The organism is Marinococcus sp. LNHM3E3-2.2, from assembly GCF_056034385.1.
The window spans coordinates 17,447-35,928 of the sequence record NZ_JBQLIC010000019.1 but is presented as its reverse complement, the minus strand read 5'-3'; the positions used below and the strand labels follow the sequence as shown (position 1 = coordinate 35,928).

The window sequence follows — 18,482 nt, the reverse complement described above, 5'->3', positions numbered from 1 at the left end:
AAAAAAGTAAGTGTTCCATATAAAGTAATGTTAATAGCAAGATTCGTTAATTTATCATTAAGTAGAAAATTTGCAGTTATCATAATCAGAACTGTAGACAACGATAGTTGGAAATAATACGAGAGCGTATTAAATTCTAAAATTGTATTTTTCATTTGCTCACTTAATGTTTTTTCAGCAATAGTAATACTTAATATCAACACAGCCACTAAAATACCTAATATTGAACTTACCGAGCTTATAGAAATATTTACAATGCTTCGTAACATTTCCTCGCTAAAATTTTGTATTGTAAACGAAAACTGACTTAAAAAAAACTGACCTAAGTAACCCACGATAATTAATATTAGTACGCAATATTTTTTTAAAAAATCCATGAACCAATTATGCTTTTTGTTTAAGTCCTGTGGCATAAAATTTACCCCTTATATTGTCTAATAGCTTAATACTAAAGCTTATTTTTTTTAGTTAAAAGGATTTAAAATTTTATCAAGTGATAGATTAAGTACAGCTGCTAAATCAACAGCATGATTCCAACTCATATATTCTGTACTTTCTTCTTCATAATGGCGATAAACTGGATAGGATATACTTGCTTGCTTCGCAACTTCTCGCATACTAAGATTCTTACTCTTTCTAGCTTGTTTTAATATAAAAGAACCTGTCATGCTTTCATTCCCCCTTATCATTACTTATAATGCCCTCCAATTTTTCTTGCCCGTTCCTGGGCTTGCCCCGCACTCGTTAAAGAAGAAGCATACATAATAATATGAGAACCATAACGATTTTTTAAATGATCGAGAGCTTCATTGAGTTCTTGCCGATCTTCTACTTCCTCAAATAAACTAAGCTGTCTGTGCGTATCAGGTTCAACTTTTTCTAAGGATATACTAATGCTTCGAACCGCTGTACGTGACCAGTACCGATCAAATAAAGCTTTACAGGCTTGATAGATTACTTTTCCGTCATTCGTAGGCATGTCTAACATGCGTTGGCGAGAAAAACCATAAGGAACGTCATACGTCCCTCTCACTCCTATTGATACCTTGTGACCGATTAATCGTTCAGATCGAGTTCTTCGAGCAACTTCTTCAGCTAGTTCTCGAACAACAATAAGAATATCATCTCTTTGCGTGTAATCTTTAGGAAGGGTCATGCCATGACCTATACTTTTCTTTTCTTCATGTGTATTGGGATTAACAGGAGAAGGGTCAATACCATTGGCATGTTGCCATAATAGCTCTCCATTGATTCCCCAACGCTTTTGAAGTTCTTCAACAGGATAACAAGCTAAATGTCCGATTTTTCGTATGCCTGTTTGTCGAAAGTGCTTCTCCATGCGTGAGCCAACACCAAATAGTTCTTGTATCGGGAATTGCCAAAAATCTTGTTCAAGATTCGATTTTTTAAGTGTAAATATCCCGTTTTTTCGTTTTTTTGCTTGGAGATCACAAGCACTCTTTGCCAAAATTTTATTTTCCCCTATACCAATACGAGCATAAATACCAAATTGACGCACAATCTCTCTTTGTATACGCTTTGCGGTTTGCTCAGGGTTACTTTGATGAATCGTTCCAGTTAATTCAATAAAGGATTCATCAACGGAGAATGGTTCAACGAGTGGTGTATAACTTAGAAGAAGTTCATTAATTTTTATAGAAATATTTATGTAGAGCTGCATACGTGGGCGTATAACATATAAATGGTCACACTTATGCTGGGCTTCCCCTAATGTTTCAGCCGTTTTTATTCCGTATGTTTTAGCAATCGGACATGCGGCCAATATGACTCCACTACGCCTTTCAGGATCACCGGCTACTACTACCGGCTTTTGTTCTAAATGGCTATAAAATACTTTCTCTACAGAAGCATAAAAACTTTGCATGTCTATAAGCATGACAGAACGTTTCACAAAACCACCTCCTAGTGTAGTTTTATTTACTTCTATTAGAACATACGTTCCCATTTATTGATAATAAAAAACTCAAAAGATTTTATTATCTTTTGAGTGAGTTAATGCTATTTGTTTATCATGTTTAATTGGTCTAATAATGTTTCTACTCCTAAAGCATTTTCTTCTTTTTCTTGTTGGGCGATGAGTCGGGCTTGAGTAAAGGTGATTCTATCTATACGCCCTACGTCTTGATAATAAGAATATTGCTTTAAAACAAACTCATATCCTGCTGCTTTGTCCTGTTCATTGTTACTCCCTTCTAAAATACAATTGAGTGATTGAATAATGGTTTCCATTTCATCAATGTTGTTTTGAAGCTTCTCAATGTCCTCTTCCAGTGTTTGTTTTTGTTCCAGTTTAACGCTCATAATGATCTCTCCCTTTATAATTTCTTCTTATTACCAATCGGTCCAAATTCAATATCTTCTTCTAAAAACAGAGCTTCTTCAAATGTTTCAATGAGTTCTTCTATGTCATTTTTAGAAAGATCGTCAGAGTGTATATTAGCTTGATCGAATATTTCTTGAACGATACTTTGGCTCATGTTTTACACCCTTTCCTAATATATTAAGTCTATTATATCATTGTTTTGACTTTTAAAAAAGTCAAAAAAGCAAAAAATATATAAACATGTGTTCATTTTATGTACAAATTTTAAGAATGATAAAGCCCATATATAAGCATTTTTAATTAAATATTTGTTTTGCTCTTGTAGATCATTTAATAATAGAAAAATTCATCTAATTTACATATAAAGTCTAAAAATAAAAGTACATGTGTTTAATTTATAAACACATGTACATAATTTAAACATATATTATTTGGCGAACATCATATTTGCTAATCCTTTATTAAGCTTAGCAAACATTGAAAAGATAATGACCCCAATCAAGATAACTATGATATAAAACATAAAGGTTGAACCTAAGAAGTCATGCACAGAATTAGGAGTAATTGTTAAAAGTAAAGGGTGCAGAACTAGATTATAAATAGAACCAGTCACGAAGAATAATGAAAATAAAAGGGCAAAAAGCAAAGCAATAGTGTTAGTGATTAGTATATATCCTCTTTGGAGCATATTAATTTACCTTTCATTATAGTATTTGAAATTTTAAAGAGTTAGTTTTTTCAATTACTCTTTTCTTTTTTAGCTTTAACCTTTTGTACAGTAAATCTACTACATTTGAGTCTATTGGCTATTTCTTGTTGCGAGTATCCACGTTCTAAATATTCTATTATCATGTAATACTTGTCTCTATGTTTTCCAGTAGGGCTAAACTCTGTTTTTCTTCCTTTATATTTACCTTGCTTTTTAGCAATAGCAATGCCTTGTCTTTGATTTTCTAGAATGTTCTTTCGTTCTTGTTCTACCATAAAAGAAACCACGTTTAAAAAAATTCCTGAAACAAGATCGCCCACGCCCGGTACATCTCTATATTGAGCAGTATTCAAAAAATCCATATTTAAGACTACTATATCTGCATCTTTATTGATAATATCTTGCCATTCTTTTTTTATTTGACCCGCATTTCTTCCAAATCTACTAAGATCGTTAACTACCAAAATATCTTTGAACCTTAACATACTTTTCATTTTGATATATTCAGGACGTTCAAAATCTTTAGCAGATTCCTTTTCAAAAAATATTTTTTCACAACCATAATCTTCTAATTCTTTAATTTGTCTAGAAAGATTTTGTTCTTTACTGCTTACTCTTGCGTAACCAATTTTCATTACCATCACTCTATTTCTTTTTATTTAACTATTGTTTTCATAGTTGGCATAAAATTCTCGTAATGCACCAAAATCAGCTAAATTCCCTTGCACTCTCTTAAAACCTAATTGAGATCTATTTACGTTTAAAGCTTTTGCCATTCCTTGTTCATTCTTTGCCATGAAATTAATAGAGTAAATGTCAGCATCGATTTCTGCCCAATGAGTATCTTTGTCATTGGAGTTATAGTAATCATCAAAATAGTTTTCTATATAATCTTGTAACTCTATTTTTTGAACATGGTGTCTTAATTCGTGTAAAAGTAATTGTATAAACCTACCAATTAAATATTTTTTACCTTTTCCAAATCCTAAAGTTAGTAGGATTTTCATTCTTTGGGGATAAAGATAAATGTAATCTTTAAAAGGTGTTTGCTCTTTATCGTGAAAAGTTACCGCCCCACTTCCTTTTAACAATTCGTTACTAATATTGGTTGGAAGTTCTTCAGCAGAAGCTTTATCAAAAATAGTGGTTATTTCTACAGAATCTAAATAAAGTTTTTCTCCTTTACTTTCTACAAATTCTATTGCTTGATTTGCGTACTCTTGGGTAGGCATGAAATTGCTCCTTCATAATACATATTTAAAACAATCATTTAAAAAAGCACCTGGAACCCTACTATAACACATTTTCCAATTTGATTGTTTAGAGTCTACCTAAAACTGTCAAATTCTATTGGATAGTGTATTATTAGAAGAAGATTATATTTTGTCTCAATCTTTAAAAGATGGATTTAATTATTTTCAGGAGGGATTTTTATCACAACAGCTGCAGATACAGCTCTGATGGATATAAAATGTATAAAAAGAGTTTTATGGTCATGCAAAGATTCTGAAAGTTTTAATGCAGTATATATTTTTTCGCTGTTGAGAGATAGTTGTACAGTGATCAAAGAAATAAAAAAGAGTTTTATAGAAACTGATAGTATTAATATAGATGAAGACATAACAAAGATAAGAGATAATATAAAGATTTTTGGACAAAGAAATGGATTAAGCAATCAAGATATGTATAAAAAAGTTCGAGGAATCCATGAAGAAAGTTTTGAAGCTTGGGAAAATAATATCGGATTTTTTATATCTAACAATGAAATATTAGGTAGTACGATGTACAGTACCTATATGTTTTATGATTCTACATTTGAAAACCCATATAGACTTAAAACTGAAGAGGATGTATTTGCTCAATATCAAAATTTTATTCAAGAGTCACTACCTTTTGCTTTAATATCCTTAGAAAATACTTTAAGCGGTAACAATGAAATTAAAATGCCAAGTATAAAAGAAATTAATAACGAGCCAATAAAACATTTTGATGGAAGGGCTGAATTATTTTTTAATGATAAAGAAAATTCCTTAACCTACCAAAGCATGCTATTTAGATTGATTATGAGTCTTCAAGAATTAAACTATATAGTATTTATTTATTCAAATTTCATTGTACACACTAACAAAGAATTTATTGATCAATATTATTTTACCCGAGTACTAACAAAAAACTTAGATACAGTTTTAAAAAATATAAAAAACCTCTCACAACATCAAAAAAATGATTTTAATGAATGGTTAGATTCTATTGAACAAAACATTTTAAAAGATAAAATAAAAGCAATTGTACAGGAAAAAGATTTGTCTAAATGGATAAAAAATATGAGAGACACGATTCATTATAATACTGATGCAAAAAATACAATTACTAACTTTCTAGAATATTTTAGTTACAATCAAGAAGAAGTCTTCGAAAGAACAGAATACTTATACCAAGAGTTTGTTATTCCAATAAAAACTGCTATAACAGATTTTATTAAAATAAATAAAAAAGATAAATTTTCGCTTCCAAAAATACTTTATCTAAGAGAAAAAGAAAGACTGAGAAAAAAATCATTATAAAATAAATTCATATTGTTAGGGGAAAATCAATGCCTACACTCAGTTGGAATGAAATTCGTTCTCGAGCTGCAAAATTTGTAAATGAATGGAAAAACGAATCAAGTGAACATGCAGAAGCCAAAAGTTTTTGGGATCAGTTTTTTGATATTTTCGGCATTAGTAGACGCCGTATAGCAACATTTGAAGAAAGAGTACATACTCAAGATGGAGATGGATATATTGATCTTCTTTGGAAAGGCGTTTTATTAATTGAGCATAAATCAAGAGGAAAAAATTTAGACAGGGCTTATTCTCAAGCAAAAGATTATTTTCCAGGTATAAAAGAAGTTGATTTGCCAAAATATATATTAGTGTCTGACTTTGAACATTTCCGCTTGTATAATTTAGAAAATGGTGGAGTCAGAAATTTCACTTTAGAACAATTACCTCTTCATCTTGAATTATTCAGCTTTATTGCAGGCTATCATCAACAAGAACTTAAAGAGCAAGATCCAGTCAATATTCAAGCTGCCGAAAAAATGGGGTTATTGCACGATAAGTTAGAAGAAGTCGGATATGCAGGAAAAGAATTAGAGGTTTATCTAGTCCGCTTACTATTTTGTTTGTTTGCGGACGACACAAGTATATTCAATAAAAATTATTTTCGTGATTACATACAGCAATTTTCTAAAGAAGACGGTAGTGATTTAGGCGTTCACATAAGCCAAGTTTTCCAAGTTCTAAATACACCAAAAAATGAAAGATATAAAAATATGGAAGAAACTTTAAAGGATTTTCCATACGTAAATGGTAGTTTATTTTCTGAACACGTAAATATAGCGAGTTTTGATAGGGATATGAGAGAAATTTTATTAGAGTGCTCACTATTAGATTGGGGGCAAATCTCTCCGGCTATTTTTGGCTCCTTATTCCAAAGTGTAATGAATAAAGAAGAAAGAAGATCATTAGGTGCTCATTACACTAGTGAAGAAAATATATTAAAGGCTATAAAACCTCTGTTCTTAGATGATTTATGGAAAGAGTTTTATACTGTAAAAAATTCAGAAAAACAATTGGAAGCCTTTCACCATAAATTAGAAAACCTTAAAATACTAGACCCAGCATGTGGCTGTGGAAATTTTCTTATTATTTCTTATCGCGAAATACGTTTACTAGAAATCGAAGTTATTCGCGAATTAACAAAAGGCCGCATGATTTTAGACATTAATTTATGGGTGCGAGTTGATGTAGATCAATTTTATGGTATTGAAATTGGCGAATTTGCTTCTCAAATCGCACAAGTGGCTTTATGGCTTATAGATCATCAAATGAATATGAAAGTAAGTAAAGAGTTTGGAGAATACTTCATAAGACTGCCATTATATACACGCCCTAGTATCGTAAATAATAACGCTCTTAATCTTGAATGGGAGAGCTTAATCAATAAGCATGAGCTAGATTACATCATAGGTAACCCTCCATTTTCAGGTGCAAGAATGATGTCAAAAAGTCAAAAAGTGGATTTGCGAGCTATAATGAAGTCTTATAATGTTTCAAAACCGAACTCTTTTGATTATGTTGTTGCTTGGTTTGTCAAAGCAGCAAACTATATTTCAAATACAAAAATAAAGGTTAGCTTTGTTGCTACAAATTCAATAGTTCAAGGAGAGCAAGCAATTGAATTGTGGAGATATTTAATCGGGATTCGAGGAATTAATATTCACTTTGCCCATCAAACTTTCCAATGGCAAAGTGAAGCACGAGGCCGAGCAGGTGTATATTGCGTTATCATTGGTTATGGATTAGAAAAACCAAAAGAAAGAAAATTATATTCTTATCCTCATGTAAAAAGTAATCCAAATTCAAAGACAGCTAAAAATATTAATAATTATTTATTAGATGCTCCTACTACCTTTATTAAGATCAGAAGGAAGCCTATTTCTGATGTAGAACCAATGATTTTTGGTTCCATGCCCAATGATGGTGGCCACTATCTTTTCAGCGAAAAAGAAATGAAAGAATTTATTAAAGAAGAACCTTTATCTCAAAAATACTTCCGTCCTTTTGTTGGAGGTAGAGAATTGCTAAGTGGTAAACCAAGATATTGCTTATATCTCAAGGATTGTTTGCCCAAAGAATTAAAAGCTATGCCTGAAGTGAAAGAATTAGTAGCAAAAGTGAAAGAATTACGAGAATCTAGTAAAAGAGAAGGCACGCAAAAGTTAGCTATGTACCCTACTCACTTCGGCGAGGACAGAACACAAAACAGTAATATTCTAGCTATTCCTGCGGTAACCTCAGAGAAAAGAAATTATATACCTATTGCCTATTTAGATAAAAACTATATCTGTAGTAATAAAATTTTTCAAATCCCCAACGCTTCTTTATATCTGTTTGGAGTTTTAAATTCAAGTATGCACATGGCTTGGACAAATACAGTGTGCGGAAGGTTAGAAAGTCGCTACAATTACTCTAATACTATTGTTTATAATAATTTTGTTTTTCCTGAAGTCACGAATAAAACAAAAAAATATATAGACAAAGAAGCACAAAACATTCTAGAAGTTAGAAAAAAATATTTAGAAAAAGAACATAGCCTTTCAGACCTGTACGATTCACTAATGATGCCAAGTGATTTGCAAAAAGCACATGAAAGACTAGATTTAGTAATAGATAGAGCGTATGGTTTTCGAAAAGAAAAAACTGAAGAAAAACGAATGGAATTTTTAATAGAAAAATATACTGAAATTAGTCGTTCAAACAATTAAATAAACAAAACCTTCGGGAGCCCTTTAATTATAAAATTAAAGGGCTCCTATTTTAGATTATGCGATTAATTGAAATAATGCTAATCTCCTGTGGAATAGTATCAAGTTCACTGGAATATACGTCTTTAATTTTCTGTTCTGCTTCTTTTTTATTTTTCGCTTGAATCTCGCCCTCAAAAACTTGAGGAAAAATTGAATCTTTTACGGAAAAAGTAAATGTCAATATAATCAACTACTTTCTAATATTATAAGTCAATTATATCAATTAAATGTCTTTTTAAAAAGACAGTTTAGAAAATCAATTAATGCTTTTTGTTTTTTCTCTTCCAGTAATTCGGTTCATGCCTTCTTCAGTCACTAACCAATTACGTCCACTCTGTCGATGTTCCTCTTTATAAAAACGGCCTCTTTTTATCCAATTCAATACGGTGTTGTTCGCTACATTCCATAAGTATTCAGCTTCTTTTATAGTAAAAACTTTATACAACGGATTGTTTTCCATAGAATTATCCTTTCATAAATACATGTTCATTATATGTATATTTATTATTTAATAATTATTTTAAATCAATAATACTAGTCAATTATATCAATACGTTAACTTTTATAAAAGACAAATAAAAATATTGATTTTCGTTTTCTTTTCCAATATGTAATGCAGATACTTATAGTAGATAGCTTAAATACAAATAGATAATTATTACTTGTTCCTGACGATCTTTTTTACAAATTATATGTATGTCGGAAGCTATTAGTAAGGGGGTTAAAAATTTTAGAGCAAATTTAGCTTGGATAGAGGTTTTTTACAGATGAAAAATTATAGATATAACTCTAAGGGAAGTGGTGGAATTAATAATATTTATATTTAGGTGTGTCACATTTAGAAAGAAAGCTCCAACACTCCGAACTGTACGTTGAAATTAACGATTGATAATAAAAATTGCCACTTTGTATTACACATATATTTTTATTGCAGATACTAGTAGGGGAAGGAGAAAATAATTTAGCCTGATCGGTAGAAAAATTTATTTAATATCGAATGTTGTAAGTGCAGGACATTATGGTACATGTGCTCACGCAGTATTATATTCAACATGTCACATTGGAAAGCCAAAGTACAACATTCTTATGCGTAGGTTAAAAATTAAAGTTGTATAAAAAGAAAAGACAGCTTTTTTCATTTTGTTTGCTAGAGGGGTATATCAAAAGTACTTCATCTTTCGCCTAGAGGGAAAAAATTTTTTTCTAGCAGAAGGAATAAAAATAAAGAACCACTGCTGCTATTACAGTGGCTCTCGAAAGGAGGAAAGACGATGAAATTTGAGGTTGGAGATAATATCGTTAAGGTCGTTAAAATTATCTGTCGTCATGTTGCCATCACTATCGCATATATTCTTTAAGAAAATTAGGTTGACAGTTCAAGCTGTCAGCCTTTGTTTATTATGTCACTATTTATATAGAAGTCTACATTTCTAAAGTTTGGTGTGACTTTTTATTATCCTTTTCTTTTCCTTCTATTGCTTGATCTTTCTTAGGCTGTTTCTCTGCTTTTAGGTCTTTCTCTTTAATCAGTTCGTATTTTTGTTCCATGCTTCGACTAGTCACACTCGATGTTTTAGCGATAGTTTCGGTAAGATTAAAGGATTCTCCTTGCTTCATATTAGCAAAACGCTGTGTTGCATCTTGGAGACCGATTTGATACCTATTATCATTGTTTGTTTTTACAGTAACCTCATACTGATGGTTCAGGGTTTGAGAATGGACTTGAGCAACTTGTTCTAATTCAACTTTACTCTGATTAAATGGTTCGTTTTTGGAAAGGTTGGGTGTCTTGGTCTCAATCATCTGTTTAGCATTGTCTCGATCTATTTTATCTAGTTTCTGTATCTTGTTCTGTTCTAACATGCCACGCAGTCGATCATAGGCGACAACACCTGCTTGCCAATCTGTTTTTCCTTCACCTAATACAATCGCATTGGGAGAGTGCTTTTGTTCTGGAATACGATTGTTTAAATTCTCCGTTTCGCTAATAGATTTTCTTATATCCTGTAAATACTCATTATCATACCCAATCTCTTGAGAAACCTGCGTATATTTATTTTTTAAATCATCTATGGTGCTGATACTGTTATCGCCTTGAATGAAGTTTTTGATCGTATCGGTATCTTCATGGGTGGGAAGATAATTTATGTCTCGGATTTTTCTTATTATATAGTCGTTTTGCACTTCCATACCCTTTTCTAATAACTGCTCTTTCGCTTGCTGATTACTAAAATAATTCTCCTGAGAATCTTTCTTTAAGTCCAGCTCATTAAGACTCCAGGCTAACTCGTCTTGCTGCACAAGTTTTAATTCATCGGTTATCTCTACAGCAGCAGTCCATGAGGAAAGTTCAGCAATTGGTTGCTGATTTGCCTCATTTTGAATTTTTGTAGTGTTCCCTTGATCTTCTAGCTTCCATTGATCGTTAATGAATTGATAGCTTTTATTGATCTTTCCCGTTTCATCTTGTAAAAGATTTAATACCTGAGCGTTGTTATCTTGAAAATCTTTTAAGGTAATAGGGTTACTCGAAGCTAAACCGTCTTTAAAACTCATGTTGTTTTCTTCATCTATTTGAAAAGTACCCGTTTTAATCTCAAGGTTTTTGGTATCTAAGACTTCATATACTCCCTTATCTGTAAGACTTAATTCATTAGCAAAAGACAAATGAGCAGTTTGTTCCTTAAAAATGTCTCCATTTTGTTTTTCTTGCCCTTTTTCCTTGCTTAGTTCCAATGGTTCGATAACTTGTTCTACTTCTTGGACTGTTTCTTTCAGTGTGCCTTGTATATCTTTAAGAGCTTGCTTAGCATGGTCCATATCCTTTGCCCACGCTGCAATATAATTCGCTGAGTATCCTTCGGTATCTAATTGAAAGTATTTGGATGTAGCAAAAGCAACCGATTCTGCCTGAGCTTCCTTTTGCTGTTTATCGCTATTTGCGAACTCACCCCCCCGATGATGTAGCTTTAAATGGGCATGTTCGTGAATCAATGTTTTAAACTTCATCTCAGGGCTGGGGTCACCGGCAGTATTAATTCTGATTTTGTTTTCATTAAGATATGCCAACCCCCGAGCATTATTATTTAGCAAAGACTTTTCTTGAATATCAATCCCACTACGCTTCCAATGTTCTTTTAAAGCTTCATATGCCTGAGACATATCTTTCCCTTTTAGAACAGATTGCCCTAATTCCAGTTTTTTTCCCTTCGTTTGGCTAATATCAAAAACTGAGACTGGACGATACCCCGTTATGACTTGTTGTTTTTCCGTAACTTTATTTCCATTCTTATCATAAACAGGCTTTTGAGTTTGAGGGTCTATCTTGTCTAACTCTTTCCATGCGGTTTTCGGGGCTAATATCTTCATGGCTTTTTCGCCTTTTTTAACATGCCTACCTTGCTTCTTCCATGAATTGAACCCTTGTACCACACTTGCTTCTGAATTTTGGTGCTGTATCAACATGATATTGTTCATGGAATAGTTAGGAAAATGAGCCATTGTAGTGAGCAGATGCTGAAGCTGCTTCGGATTATCAAAGGCTTTTTGAACAGCATTTTCTATATCTTTATTGAGCTTATCTATTTGTTCGTTATTGCTTCCCATATACTATTCCTCCCCTTTTATCAGGCTATAAAGAGGTTCATAGTAATCTTGGTTTTCAATACTCCTTTTTAAATAAGCTGTGTTAGTTGCATGGAGAGTTGAACCATTCGGAAGTTCATTTAAACAATATAATTCGTTTGGTTGAAACGCATAAATAGGTAGTTCAGAGCCTAAAATTTCGTGATATTCAAACAGCCCACTTTTCTTTGAAGATAAAAACATTCAGCGTCTCTCCTTTTGAACAAATGTTTCTAGTTCTTCTATTAGTTGTGCTGCCCCTTCTGGACTAACAAATAATTCAGTATCACCAATACGTGCATTATCATCACTAATCTTTTGTGTCACAACGCACTCCTTTTTAGGTTGGTATTTCGATAAAATAATCTGATCTTTGTCTGTGAAGATTTCTACAGGGTCGCCTTTATCAAGTTCAAGCGTCCTTCTCAGTTCCTTTGGTAACACTACTCGCCCTAATTGATCTAGCTTTCGTACAATTCCTGTAGATTTCATAATTATGCTCTCCTTTTAGCTTTTGATCTTGTTGTGGTTTAAATTATTTTATAGTTCCATTCCTGCGGAAGAAGTTTTAGCTCGTTCTGTTTTCTGTAATCGTTGCCCTTCTTTTTGATTTTCGTTTTCTTGTCTGCTTTCCTTTTCAGAAAGATTTTCATGGTCTAAGTCTGCGGAAGATTGTTTAGAAGCACTCTGTTCCTTGCTGTTTCCTTTTATATACTGACTAAATTCTTTTGCTCTATTGCTGTCCTGCACAATAAAGTTTTCTACAGTATCTAATTTTTTATTTAATGATCTATTCTGTGTCTTGAGCTTCTCATTTTCTTCTTTTAATTTTTTAATCTCAACTTCAGGAGTATCATTATTTAGTTTTTGATCGACACTTGCTGTTATATTTTTTGCTTTCTCATTCCATGAAAGAACTTTGTTTTGCACTTTACTAACAGCTTCATTTTTCACATCTCTTATATTTTGCACACTTTCATTTATAAGATCTTTTTCGTACTGGATACCTTGCTTTATCCTGTCTACTCTTTCATTAATTTTATTATTGAGTTTTTCTTTAAAATCATTCGCATATTCATTTAATTTATCTCCCACGTTTTGAACAATCTCTTTCATAGAACTTCTTTCTTGTTTCTTTTGTTGATCTTGTAATAGTTTTTCCACTTTCTCAAAGTGATTTTCTAGCAGCTCGTTCAGTTCATTTTTCGTAAGATAAGACTGGCCTTTGTTATCGCTCATGCCTTCAATGGTATTTGTTAAGTCCGTTCCATGTTTCTTTAATTGTTCTTGAATATTTTCAGCCACTTCTTATCCACCTTTCTTTTTTATTAATCTATACTAAAAATTAAGCAAAGAGTGCTTTAATTTAGAACAACATCAATTCACTGATATTACATAAGGCTCGGAAATTGGTTGCTTGATTACTTGTTGGGTTAAAAATTCGCGTATTGGACCTGTTTTCACTTCTACAGAAAGTTCTACTCCAATAAAATCTAAAATTCGTTTAACGTGATTAGCAGCTAATATATGAGAAACGTTTATCTCAGGAATCTGGAACCATATATCATAGTCTTGGGCAGTTTTAATAATAAAGTTACACGCTTTTATTTTAGGCTCACTTCCATATACTCCTGTCCATTGCGTGTACCCGTCTTGAATAGCTTTCTCGTGGGTGGCATATATAGTTATACTCTCAATATGATTAGAAAAATCGTGAGTGGCTTCTATTCTCTGTAAAAAACTATATATATAATTCTCCCACCCTGTCAGGTACTCTCTATTAGCGTGTTCTGAAGGTTTGAATATCCAACGTCCATTTTCAAAAAAGATATAATCTTTATAAATCGCTTTATCTTGCCGCACTACTGAATGGACAATGCTATTATCAATAAATGTGCTATCTTGATTATGGCTCAAATCTAAAATATCCACTTTTGCATGGTACTCTTCCCATTCATGCCAACCAATATCTTGTAACACCTTTCTTGTTAATTTATTGTCATAACCTGCTTTATGTCCGTCATACAACCAAAGTTGCTCCCCATTCCGATTGAAAATTACCATACTGGGGATTTCTAAACCCTTTCCTGCATTAACCTCAGAATCACTTATAGAATAAAACCCCATAAAAAATAGATCTTCTTTTTGAAAAGCAGTGACAATACGAAATGGATTTTTAAATATTGATTGATAATCTTCCCACGTGCCTTTGATAATTGAACTCACGCCAAAAACTCCTTCATTATTTCTTAGATTTAATAATTATGTCTTTCCTTCCTTTGAAGGAAATTCTAAACGTATGCCGTCCTTCGTTCTTAATAGAAAAGCTTCAAATGATTTTCCTTTTTTGCTTTTGAATCCTTTAATCAAGTTGGTTTTATCCTTTTCACACAGGGATTTCACTTGGTTCTTAGTAAGATTTTTCCCTAAAAACACTTTCGGGAAGGTTTGTTTACACCCTTCACTATAAGCAGAACAACCATAAAACTTCTTTCGATCTACGATATGACCGTTTTGACATGAAGGACAAAGGGCAATATGCTGTTCATCTTGCATAGCTTTTTTAGCTTTAGTGGTATCAACATTTTTAATATCTTCTTGGGCTTGCTCGACAAGTTTCGACACAAATTTTTTCGTGTTTGCTATAAAATCTTCCTGTTTTGCTTCATTAGCCCCAATTCGTTTTAAAAATTGTTCCCATTTAGCTGTCATATCAGGCTTAGAAAGAAGTGTTCCTTCTACAGCCTTGCAAAGTATTTCTCCTTTTTCTGTTACGGTGACTTTGTTTTTCTTCACTTCAATGTATTGCTGCTTTATCAGCGTTTCGATAATGCCGCTGCGTGTGGCTTCTGTGCCTAGCCCTTCAACGTCTTTAAGGGTTTCCTGGGCTTCCTCATCATCAACCTGTTTACCGCACGTTTTCATCATCGTAATAAGCTGTCCTTCGGTATATGGCTTAGGTGGTTGGGTTTTCCCTTCTTTAATAAACACCTGAGCGTCTACATTTAAGCCTTCTTCGACTGGCGGCAAAGCCTGATTCTCTTCTTGATCTTCACTGTCGCTTTTATCAGCAGCAAATAAAGACTTCCAACCTTTTATTTTTTCGATCTTTCCAGTGCTTTTGAACGGGAGCTTTTTCACTTCCGTAATTACTTGCGTTTCTTCATACACATAATCGTGATGAAACATAGCTAAAGCACTTTTAACAACTTCAAAATATAGATTGGTCTGTTTTTGATCTAATTTATTAAGAGTTGTCGAATCCGGTATTTTTTTAGTCGGTATGATGGCATAGTGTTCTTGGACCTTTTGATTATCTACATACCGTTTTTGAGGTTCTAAAGATGAAGGTTCAAATGTTTGTGCTGCAAGATTCTGATAGCTAGTTAAATTTTCTTTTAAATATTTAAATTCGTTTCCCGTAATATGCTGGGTGTCTGTTCTTGGGTAAGAAACGAGCTTCAACGGGTTATCATAAAGAGATTGCACAATTTTTAGGGTTTCGCTTGGACTATACTTGTATTTTTTGTTCGCTAATGTCTGCAAGCTAGATAAGGAATGTAGCTTTGGGGGCTTGTTTCGCTTTTCCTCCTTCGTGATCTCAGTAACAGTTCCTTGTTCTTCACCATGCAAGCCCTGCTTCTGCATAAGGTTTTCTAATTCGGCTTTATCTTTGTACCTGCCTTTGTATTTGCCTTTATAAGTTCCCTGATTCGTTTGAAAGTCTCCTGTTAGTTCGTAGAAGGGTTCAGATTTAAAATTTTCTATGGCTTGCTGTCGATCATATATCAATTTTAGTGTGGGCGTTTGAACTCGCCCTACACTCCATGCACCTTTCGTCTGTAGCCCTTGCTGTTGAAGCAACACACTATAAAGGCGTGTGCCACTAATGCCAACAATCCAATCAGATATTTGTCTAGCCTGTGCTTCTCGGTACATCGGATAATATGGGGTAGCAGCTTGCAGGTTCGAAAAACCTTTCTTAACTTCTTCAACTTCAAGGCTATTTATCCAAAGCCTCTTCATGGGCTTGTGTGCGTTCCCTGAGACTTCAATAATGCTACGTGCTATATTCTCTCCTTCTCGGTCACAATCTGTAGCTATAATGATCTCATTGGCTTCATTCAATAATCCTTTAACGATCTTAAATTGATCTTTAGTTCGAGAACTAGGTTGTAATTCAAATTCATTCGGAATAATAGGAAGGGTCGTTAATGACCATGTTTTCCACTCTTCTTTGTATTGCTCAGGGCTTTTAAGCTCTACTAAATGACCAACTCCCCATGTAATTTTTGCACCTTTTGGAAAAATACTACATTCTTTAATGGAAATATAGCCCTCTCCCTTTGTCGTGGAGAAGGCACTAGCATATGCGTTTGCTTGGCTTGGCTTTTCTGCTAAAACAACAGGTGTACTCATAAGAGTAACCTCCTTCGTTCATGGTTACATTGGCAAACTTTTTTCTTTAGTCTCCTGATCTTCATTATTTAACTCTTTCATTATTTCATCTAGTTCTTCCATATCTTCTTCTATTTCTGCTTCTTCATCTTCAAAGCTAGATTCTTCTTCGCTTGTGGTTTCTTCGATTTCTTTAAAGAAGTTTTCAATAACTTCTTCTTCGCTTTCCTGTTCTTCATCTAATTCATTTTCCAATAAGCTTTCTACTTCATCAGGAGTTAAGAGTGGTTCATTATCTTCTTCTATTTCTTCTGTTTCTTCATCTTGTGTGTTTTCTTCCTCAACTTCTACATCTTCAGCCTTCGGTATTAAATCGTTAAAGATTTGAAATTGAAAAGCTTTTTCTACCCAAAATGGATTTTGCCCTGTAACGATTAATAAAGCTTCATTTTTCGGTTTATTAATTAATTCCTGTGGTGTAATAAGTGGACGTTTAGTAAATTGATCAGAGGTGCTAGTTGTATTTTTTGTTGAAAGTATTGCACTATCAGGATTCTTGCTTTTTTGTTTGTATTCGGCGGTAGTATCACCTATCATATCCTGACTATAAAATTTCGTAGTTTCAGGGTCTTTAGAACCCAAAAAGAAATGAGTGTCATGGTTATTTAGCATAGCGTTAGTATTTTCTTTACCATAAAGATTTTTATTTTGCAGCTGACTAATAGATTGAACAATAGTAATCATCGACATATTCAATCCTCTGCAGGTAGCACACACTTCAGGGTATTGATCGATTCTGCCTATATTCGGAAACTCGTCCATGATAAACATGGTCGGTATTGGTAATACTCCATTATGCTTATCCGCTTCGGAATAGAGCGTATTTAATAACTGGTCAAAAAATGTAGCTGTTAGCTGCTTAAATGGATTTTTTTGCATACGCAGTTTTACATAGATAATTGTTTTTTCTTTAACCAAACTCTCAAAACGAAAATCACTATTCGCAGTCATGCTTTGAACTTTTCTCATAGAAAAAATATTGATCTGTTGAGTTAGAGTAGTAAAAATACTGGAACGTGCTTTATCTTCATCGCCACTGGCTAACTGAAAAGCATGATAGGCCTTATGAGAAGGTGACATACTTTCAAGCATATTAGGAAAGTAATCTTCGTCTCTTCCTGCTTCAGCTACTAACTCTATAACTTTAGATAATGTAGCTTGATCGCCGTACTTTTCTTTAGCATAAAGAATAAAGCCTACAAGATAGTTGAGTCCTGCCTTCGCCCAAAAGTCTTGTTTTCCATCTTCAGACGCGTTAGAAGCAATCGTATTTGCTACTTCTCTTGCACTTTCATCATCTTCAACATAATCTAATGGGTTATAATTGGCTTTTTGGAAATTACTAAAGTCAACTTGGACAACATTATAACCTTGATCTTCTTTAAGTTTGCTCGTAAGTAAATGAAGCTCGCCCTTTGGGTCTGTCACGATCATATTAGTATCTTTATTATTAATAATGTTGCTGATAACAAGAGCTTGAGATTTCCCTGAACCACTACCGCCAACGACAAAAATATTTCTATTAATCGAATCAAGCTCTGGGGGCATGATAATCAATTCTTTAGATTTAGCTACTTTAGCTAGTATGATTCCTGGGGGTAAATTATCTTTATTATTTCGAGTATTTTTAAAGCTCGCTTTTTTTACGAAAATTTCATCATTCATAACGTCTTTAGGATCTCCCCATGTCGCAGAACCATGAACTCCGAAGTCACTAGCGTCTTTATACTTTTTAATGATGATTCGATGACGCTGCCATGCAAATAGCAGCAGCATTAAAATTACTGGTGTAGCCCACAAAACGGAATGGATTTCCGTATTACCATTAAAGTAAAACATAATGTTATCTAACGGACTTAAAAGAGCCTCATTCACACTTAATGATGTTTCAATGGAATAAATAAGTGAAGAAATTACATAAGTTCCTAAAATTGACATTAGAATGCATAAAGAAATTGCTTGCTTCGCAGTTGAAGCAAAACGCATATTGCCAC

At 33.2% G+C, this 18,482-nt stretch carries 17 protein-coding genes; 2 read left to right on the top strand and 15 right to left on the bottom strand.

All coding sequences use genetic code 11. The annotated features are described in order from the left end of the window. The 7 genes from ACTRXF_RS15265 to ACTRXF_RS15235 all read right to left on the bottom strand — a co-directional run. Window positions 1-413 (bottom strand): hypothetical protein (locus ACTRXF_RS15265; protein ID WP_474279713.1); only part of this gene is annotated, 413 nt, incomplete at its 3' end. A gap of 51 nt (window positions 414-464) precedes the next feature. Next, complete coding sequence (locus ACTRXF_RS15260; protein WP_474279711.1) at window positions 465-668, bottom strand: helix-turn-helix domain-containing protein; 204 nt, start codon at window positions 666-668, stop codon at window positions 465-467. Between the two features lie 20 nt (window positions 669-688). Beyond that, the gene (locus ACTRXF_RS15255; protein ID WP_474279715.1) at window positions 689-1,897 is read right to left on the bottom strand and encodes a DNA polymerase IV; all 1,209 of its coding nucleotides are present in this window, start codon (window positions 1,895-1,897) and stop codon (window positions 689-691) included. A gap of 122 nt (window positions 1,898-2,019) precedes the next feature. After that, window positions 2,020-2,322 carry a hypothetical protein gene (locus ACTRXF_RS15250; protein WP_474279709.1) on the bottom strand — a complete coding sequence of 101 codons (303 nt, stop codon included), beginning with the start codon at window positions 2,320-2,322 and terminating at the stop codon, window positions 2,020-2,022. A 14-nt stretch (window positions 2,323-2,336) separates the two neighbouring features. Continuing rightward, the gene (locus tag ACTRXF_RS15245) at window positions 2,337-2,498 is read right to left on the bottom strand and encodes a hypothetical protein (RefSeq protein WP_474279707.1); all 162 of its coding nucleotides are present in this window, start codon (window positions 2,496-2,498) and stop codon (window positions 2,337-2,339) included. Window positions 2,499-3,082: 584 nt separating this feature from the next. Next, window positions 3,083-3,688, bottom strand: coding sequence for a recombinase family protein (locus tag ACTRXF_RS15240; protein WP_474279705.1), 606 nt, complete (start codon window positions 3,686-3,688; stop codon window positions 3,083-3,085). 24 nt (window positions 3,689-3,712) lie between these two features. Further along, window positions 3,713-4,285 (bottom strand): hypothetical protein, encoded by a 573-nt coding sequence (locus ACTRXF_RS15235; RefSeq protein ID WP_474279703.1) that lies wholly within the window; start codon window positions 4,283-4,285, stop codon window positions 3,713-3,715. Between the two features lie 327 nt (window positions 4,286-4,612). Between ACTRXF_RS15235 and ACTRXF_RS15230 the strand changes: the two genes are divergently transcribed. Both ACTRXF_RS15230 and ACTRXF_RS15225 read left to right on the top strand, forming a co-directional pair. After that, window positions 4,613-5,617, top strand: a complete 1,005-nt coding sequence (locus ACTRXF_RS15230; protein WP_474279701.1) for a hypothetical protein — start codon at window positions 4,613-4,615, stop codon at window positions 5,615-5,617. Window positions 5,618-5,646: 29 nt separating this feature from the next. Beyond that, entirely contained in the window at window positions 5,647-8,364 is a 2,718-nt protein-coding gene (locus ACTRXF_RS15225) for a DNA methyltransferase (RefSeq protein WP_474279699.1), read from the top strand. Window positions 8,365-8,662: 298 nt separating this feature from the next. On the opposite strand, the gene ACTRXF_RS15220 is transcribed toward ACTRXF_RS15225, so the two are convergent. The 8 genes from ACTRXF_RS15220 to ACTRXF_RS15185 all read right to left on the bottom strand — a co-directional run bounded on the left by ACTRXF_RS15220 (window position 8,663) and on the right by ACTRXF_RS15185 (window position 18,474). Further along, on the bottom strand, window positions 8,663-8,866 hold the full coding sequence (locus tag ACTRXF_RS15220; protein ID WP_474279697.1) for a helix-turn-helix domain-containing protein: 204 nt from the start codon (window positions 8,864-8,866) through the stop codon (window positions 8,663-8,665). A gap of 962 nt (window positions 8,867-9,828) precedes the next feature. Next, the gene (locus ACTRXF_RS15215) at window positions 9,829-12,012 is read right to left on the bottom strand and encodes an ArdC-like ssDNA-binding domain-containing protein (protein WP_474279695.1); all 2,184 of its coding nucleotides are present in this window, start codon (window positions 12,010-12,012) and stop codon (window positions 9,829-9,831) included. Window positions 12,013-12,015: 3 nt separating this feature from the next. Continuing rightward, window positions 12,016-12,234 carry a hypothetical protein gene (locus ACTRXF_RS15210; protein ID WP_474279693.1) on the bottom strand — a complete coding sequence of 73 codons (219 nt, stop codon included), beginning with the start codon at window positions 12,232-12,234 and terminating at the stop codon, window positions 12,016-12,018. Next, window positions 12,235-12,522 carry an AbrB/MazE/SpoVT family DNA-binding domain-containing protein gene (locus ACTRXF_RS15205; RefSeq protein WP_474279691.1) on the bottom strand — a complete coding sequence of 96 codons (288 nt, stop codon included), beginning with the start codon at window positions 12,520-12,522 and terminating at the stop codon, window positions 12,235-12,237. Between the two features lie 48 nt (window positions 12,523-12,570). After that, the gene (locus ACTRXF_RS15200; protein ID WP_474279689.1) at window positions 12,571-13,335 is read right to left on the bottom strand and encodes a hypothetical protein; all 765 of its coding nucleotides are present in this window, start codon (window positions 13,333-13,335) and stop codon (window positions 12,571-12,573) included. A gap of 72 nt (window positions 13,336-13,407) precedes the next feature. Then, window positions 13,408-14,256, bottom strand: coding sequence for a hypothetical protein (locus ACTRXF_RS15195; RefSeq protein WP_474279687.1), 849 nt, complete (start codon window positions 14,254-14,256; stop codon window positions 13,408-13,410). A 36-nt stretch (window positions 14,257-14,292) separates the two neighbouring features. Next, complete coding sequence (locus ACTRXF_RS15190) at window positions 14,293-16,449, bottom strand: type IA DNA topoisomerase (protein WP_474279685.1); 2,157 nt, start codon at window positions 16,447-16,449, stop codon at window positions 14,293-14,295. Window positions 16,450-16,473: 24 nt separating this feature from the next. After that, window positions 16,474-18,474, bottom strand: coding sequence for a VirD4-like conjugal transfer protein, CD1115 family (locus tag ACTRXF_RS15185; RefSeq protein ID WP_474279683.1), 2,001 nt, complete (start codon window positions 18,472-18,474; stop codon window positions 16,474-16,476). Window positions 18,475-18,482 lie beyond the last annotated feature (8 nt).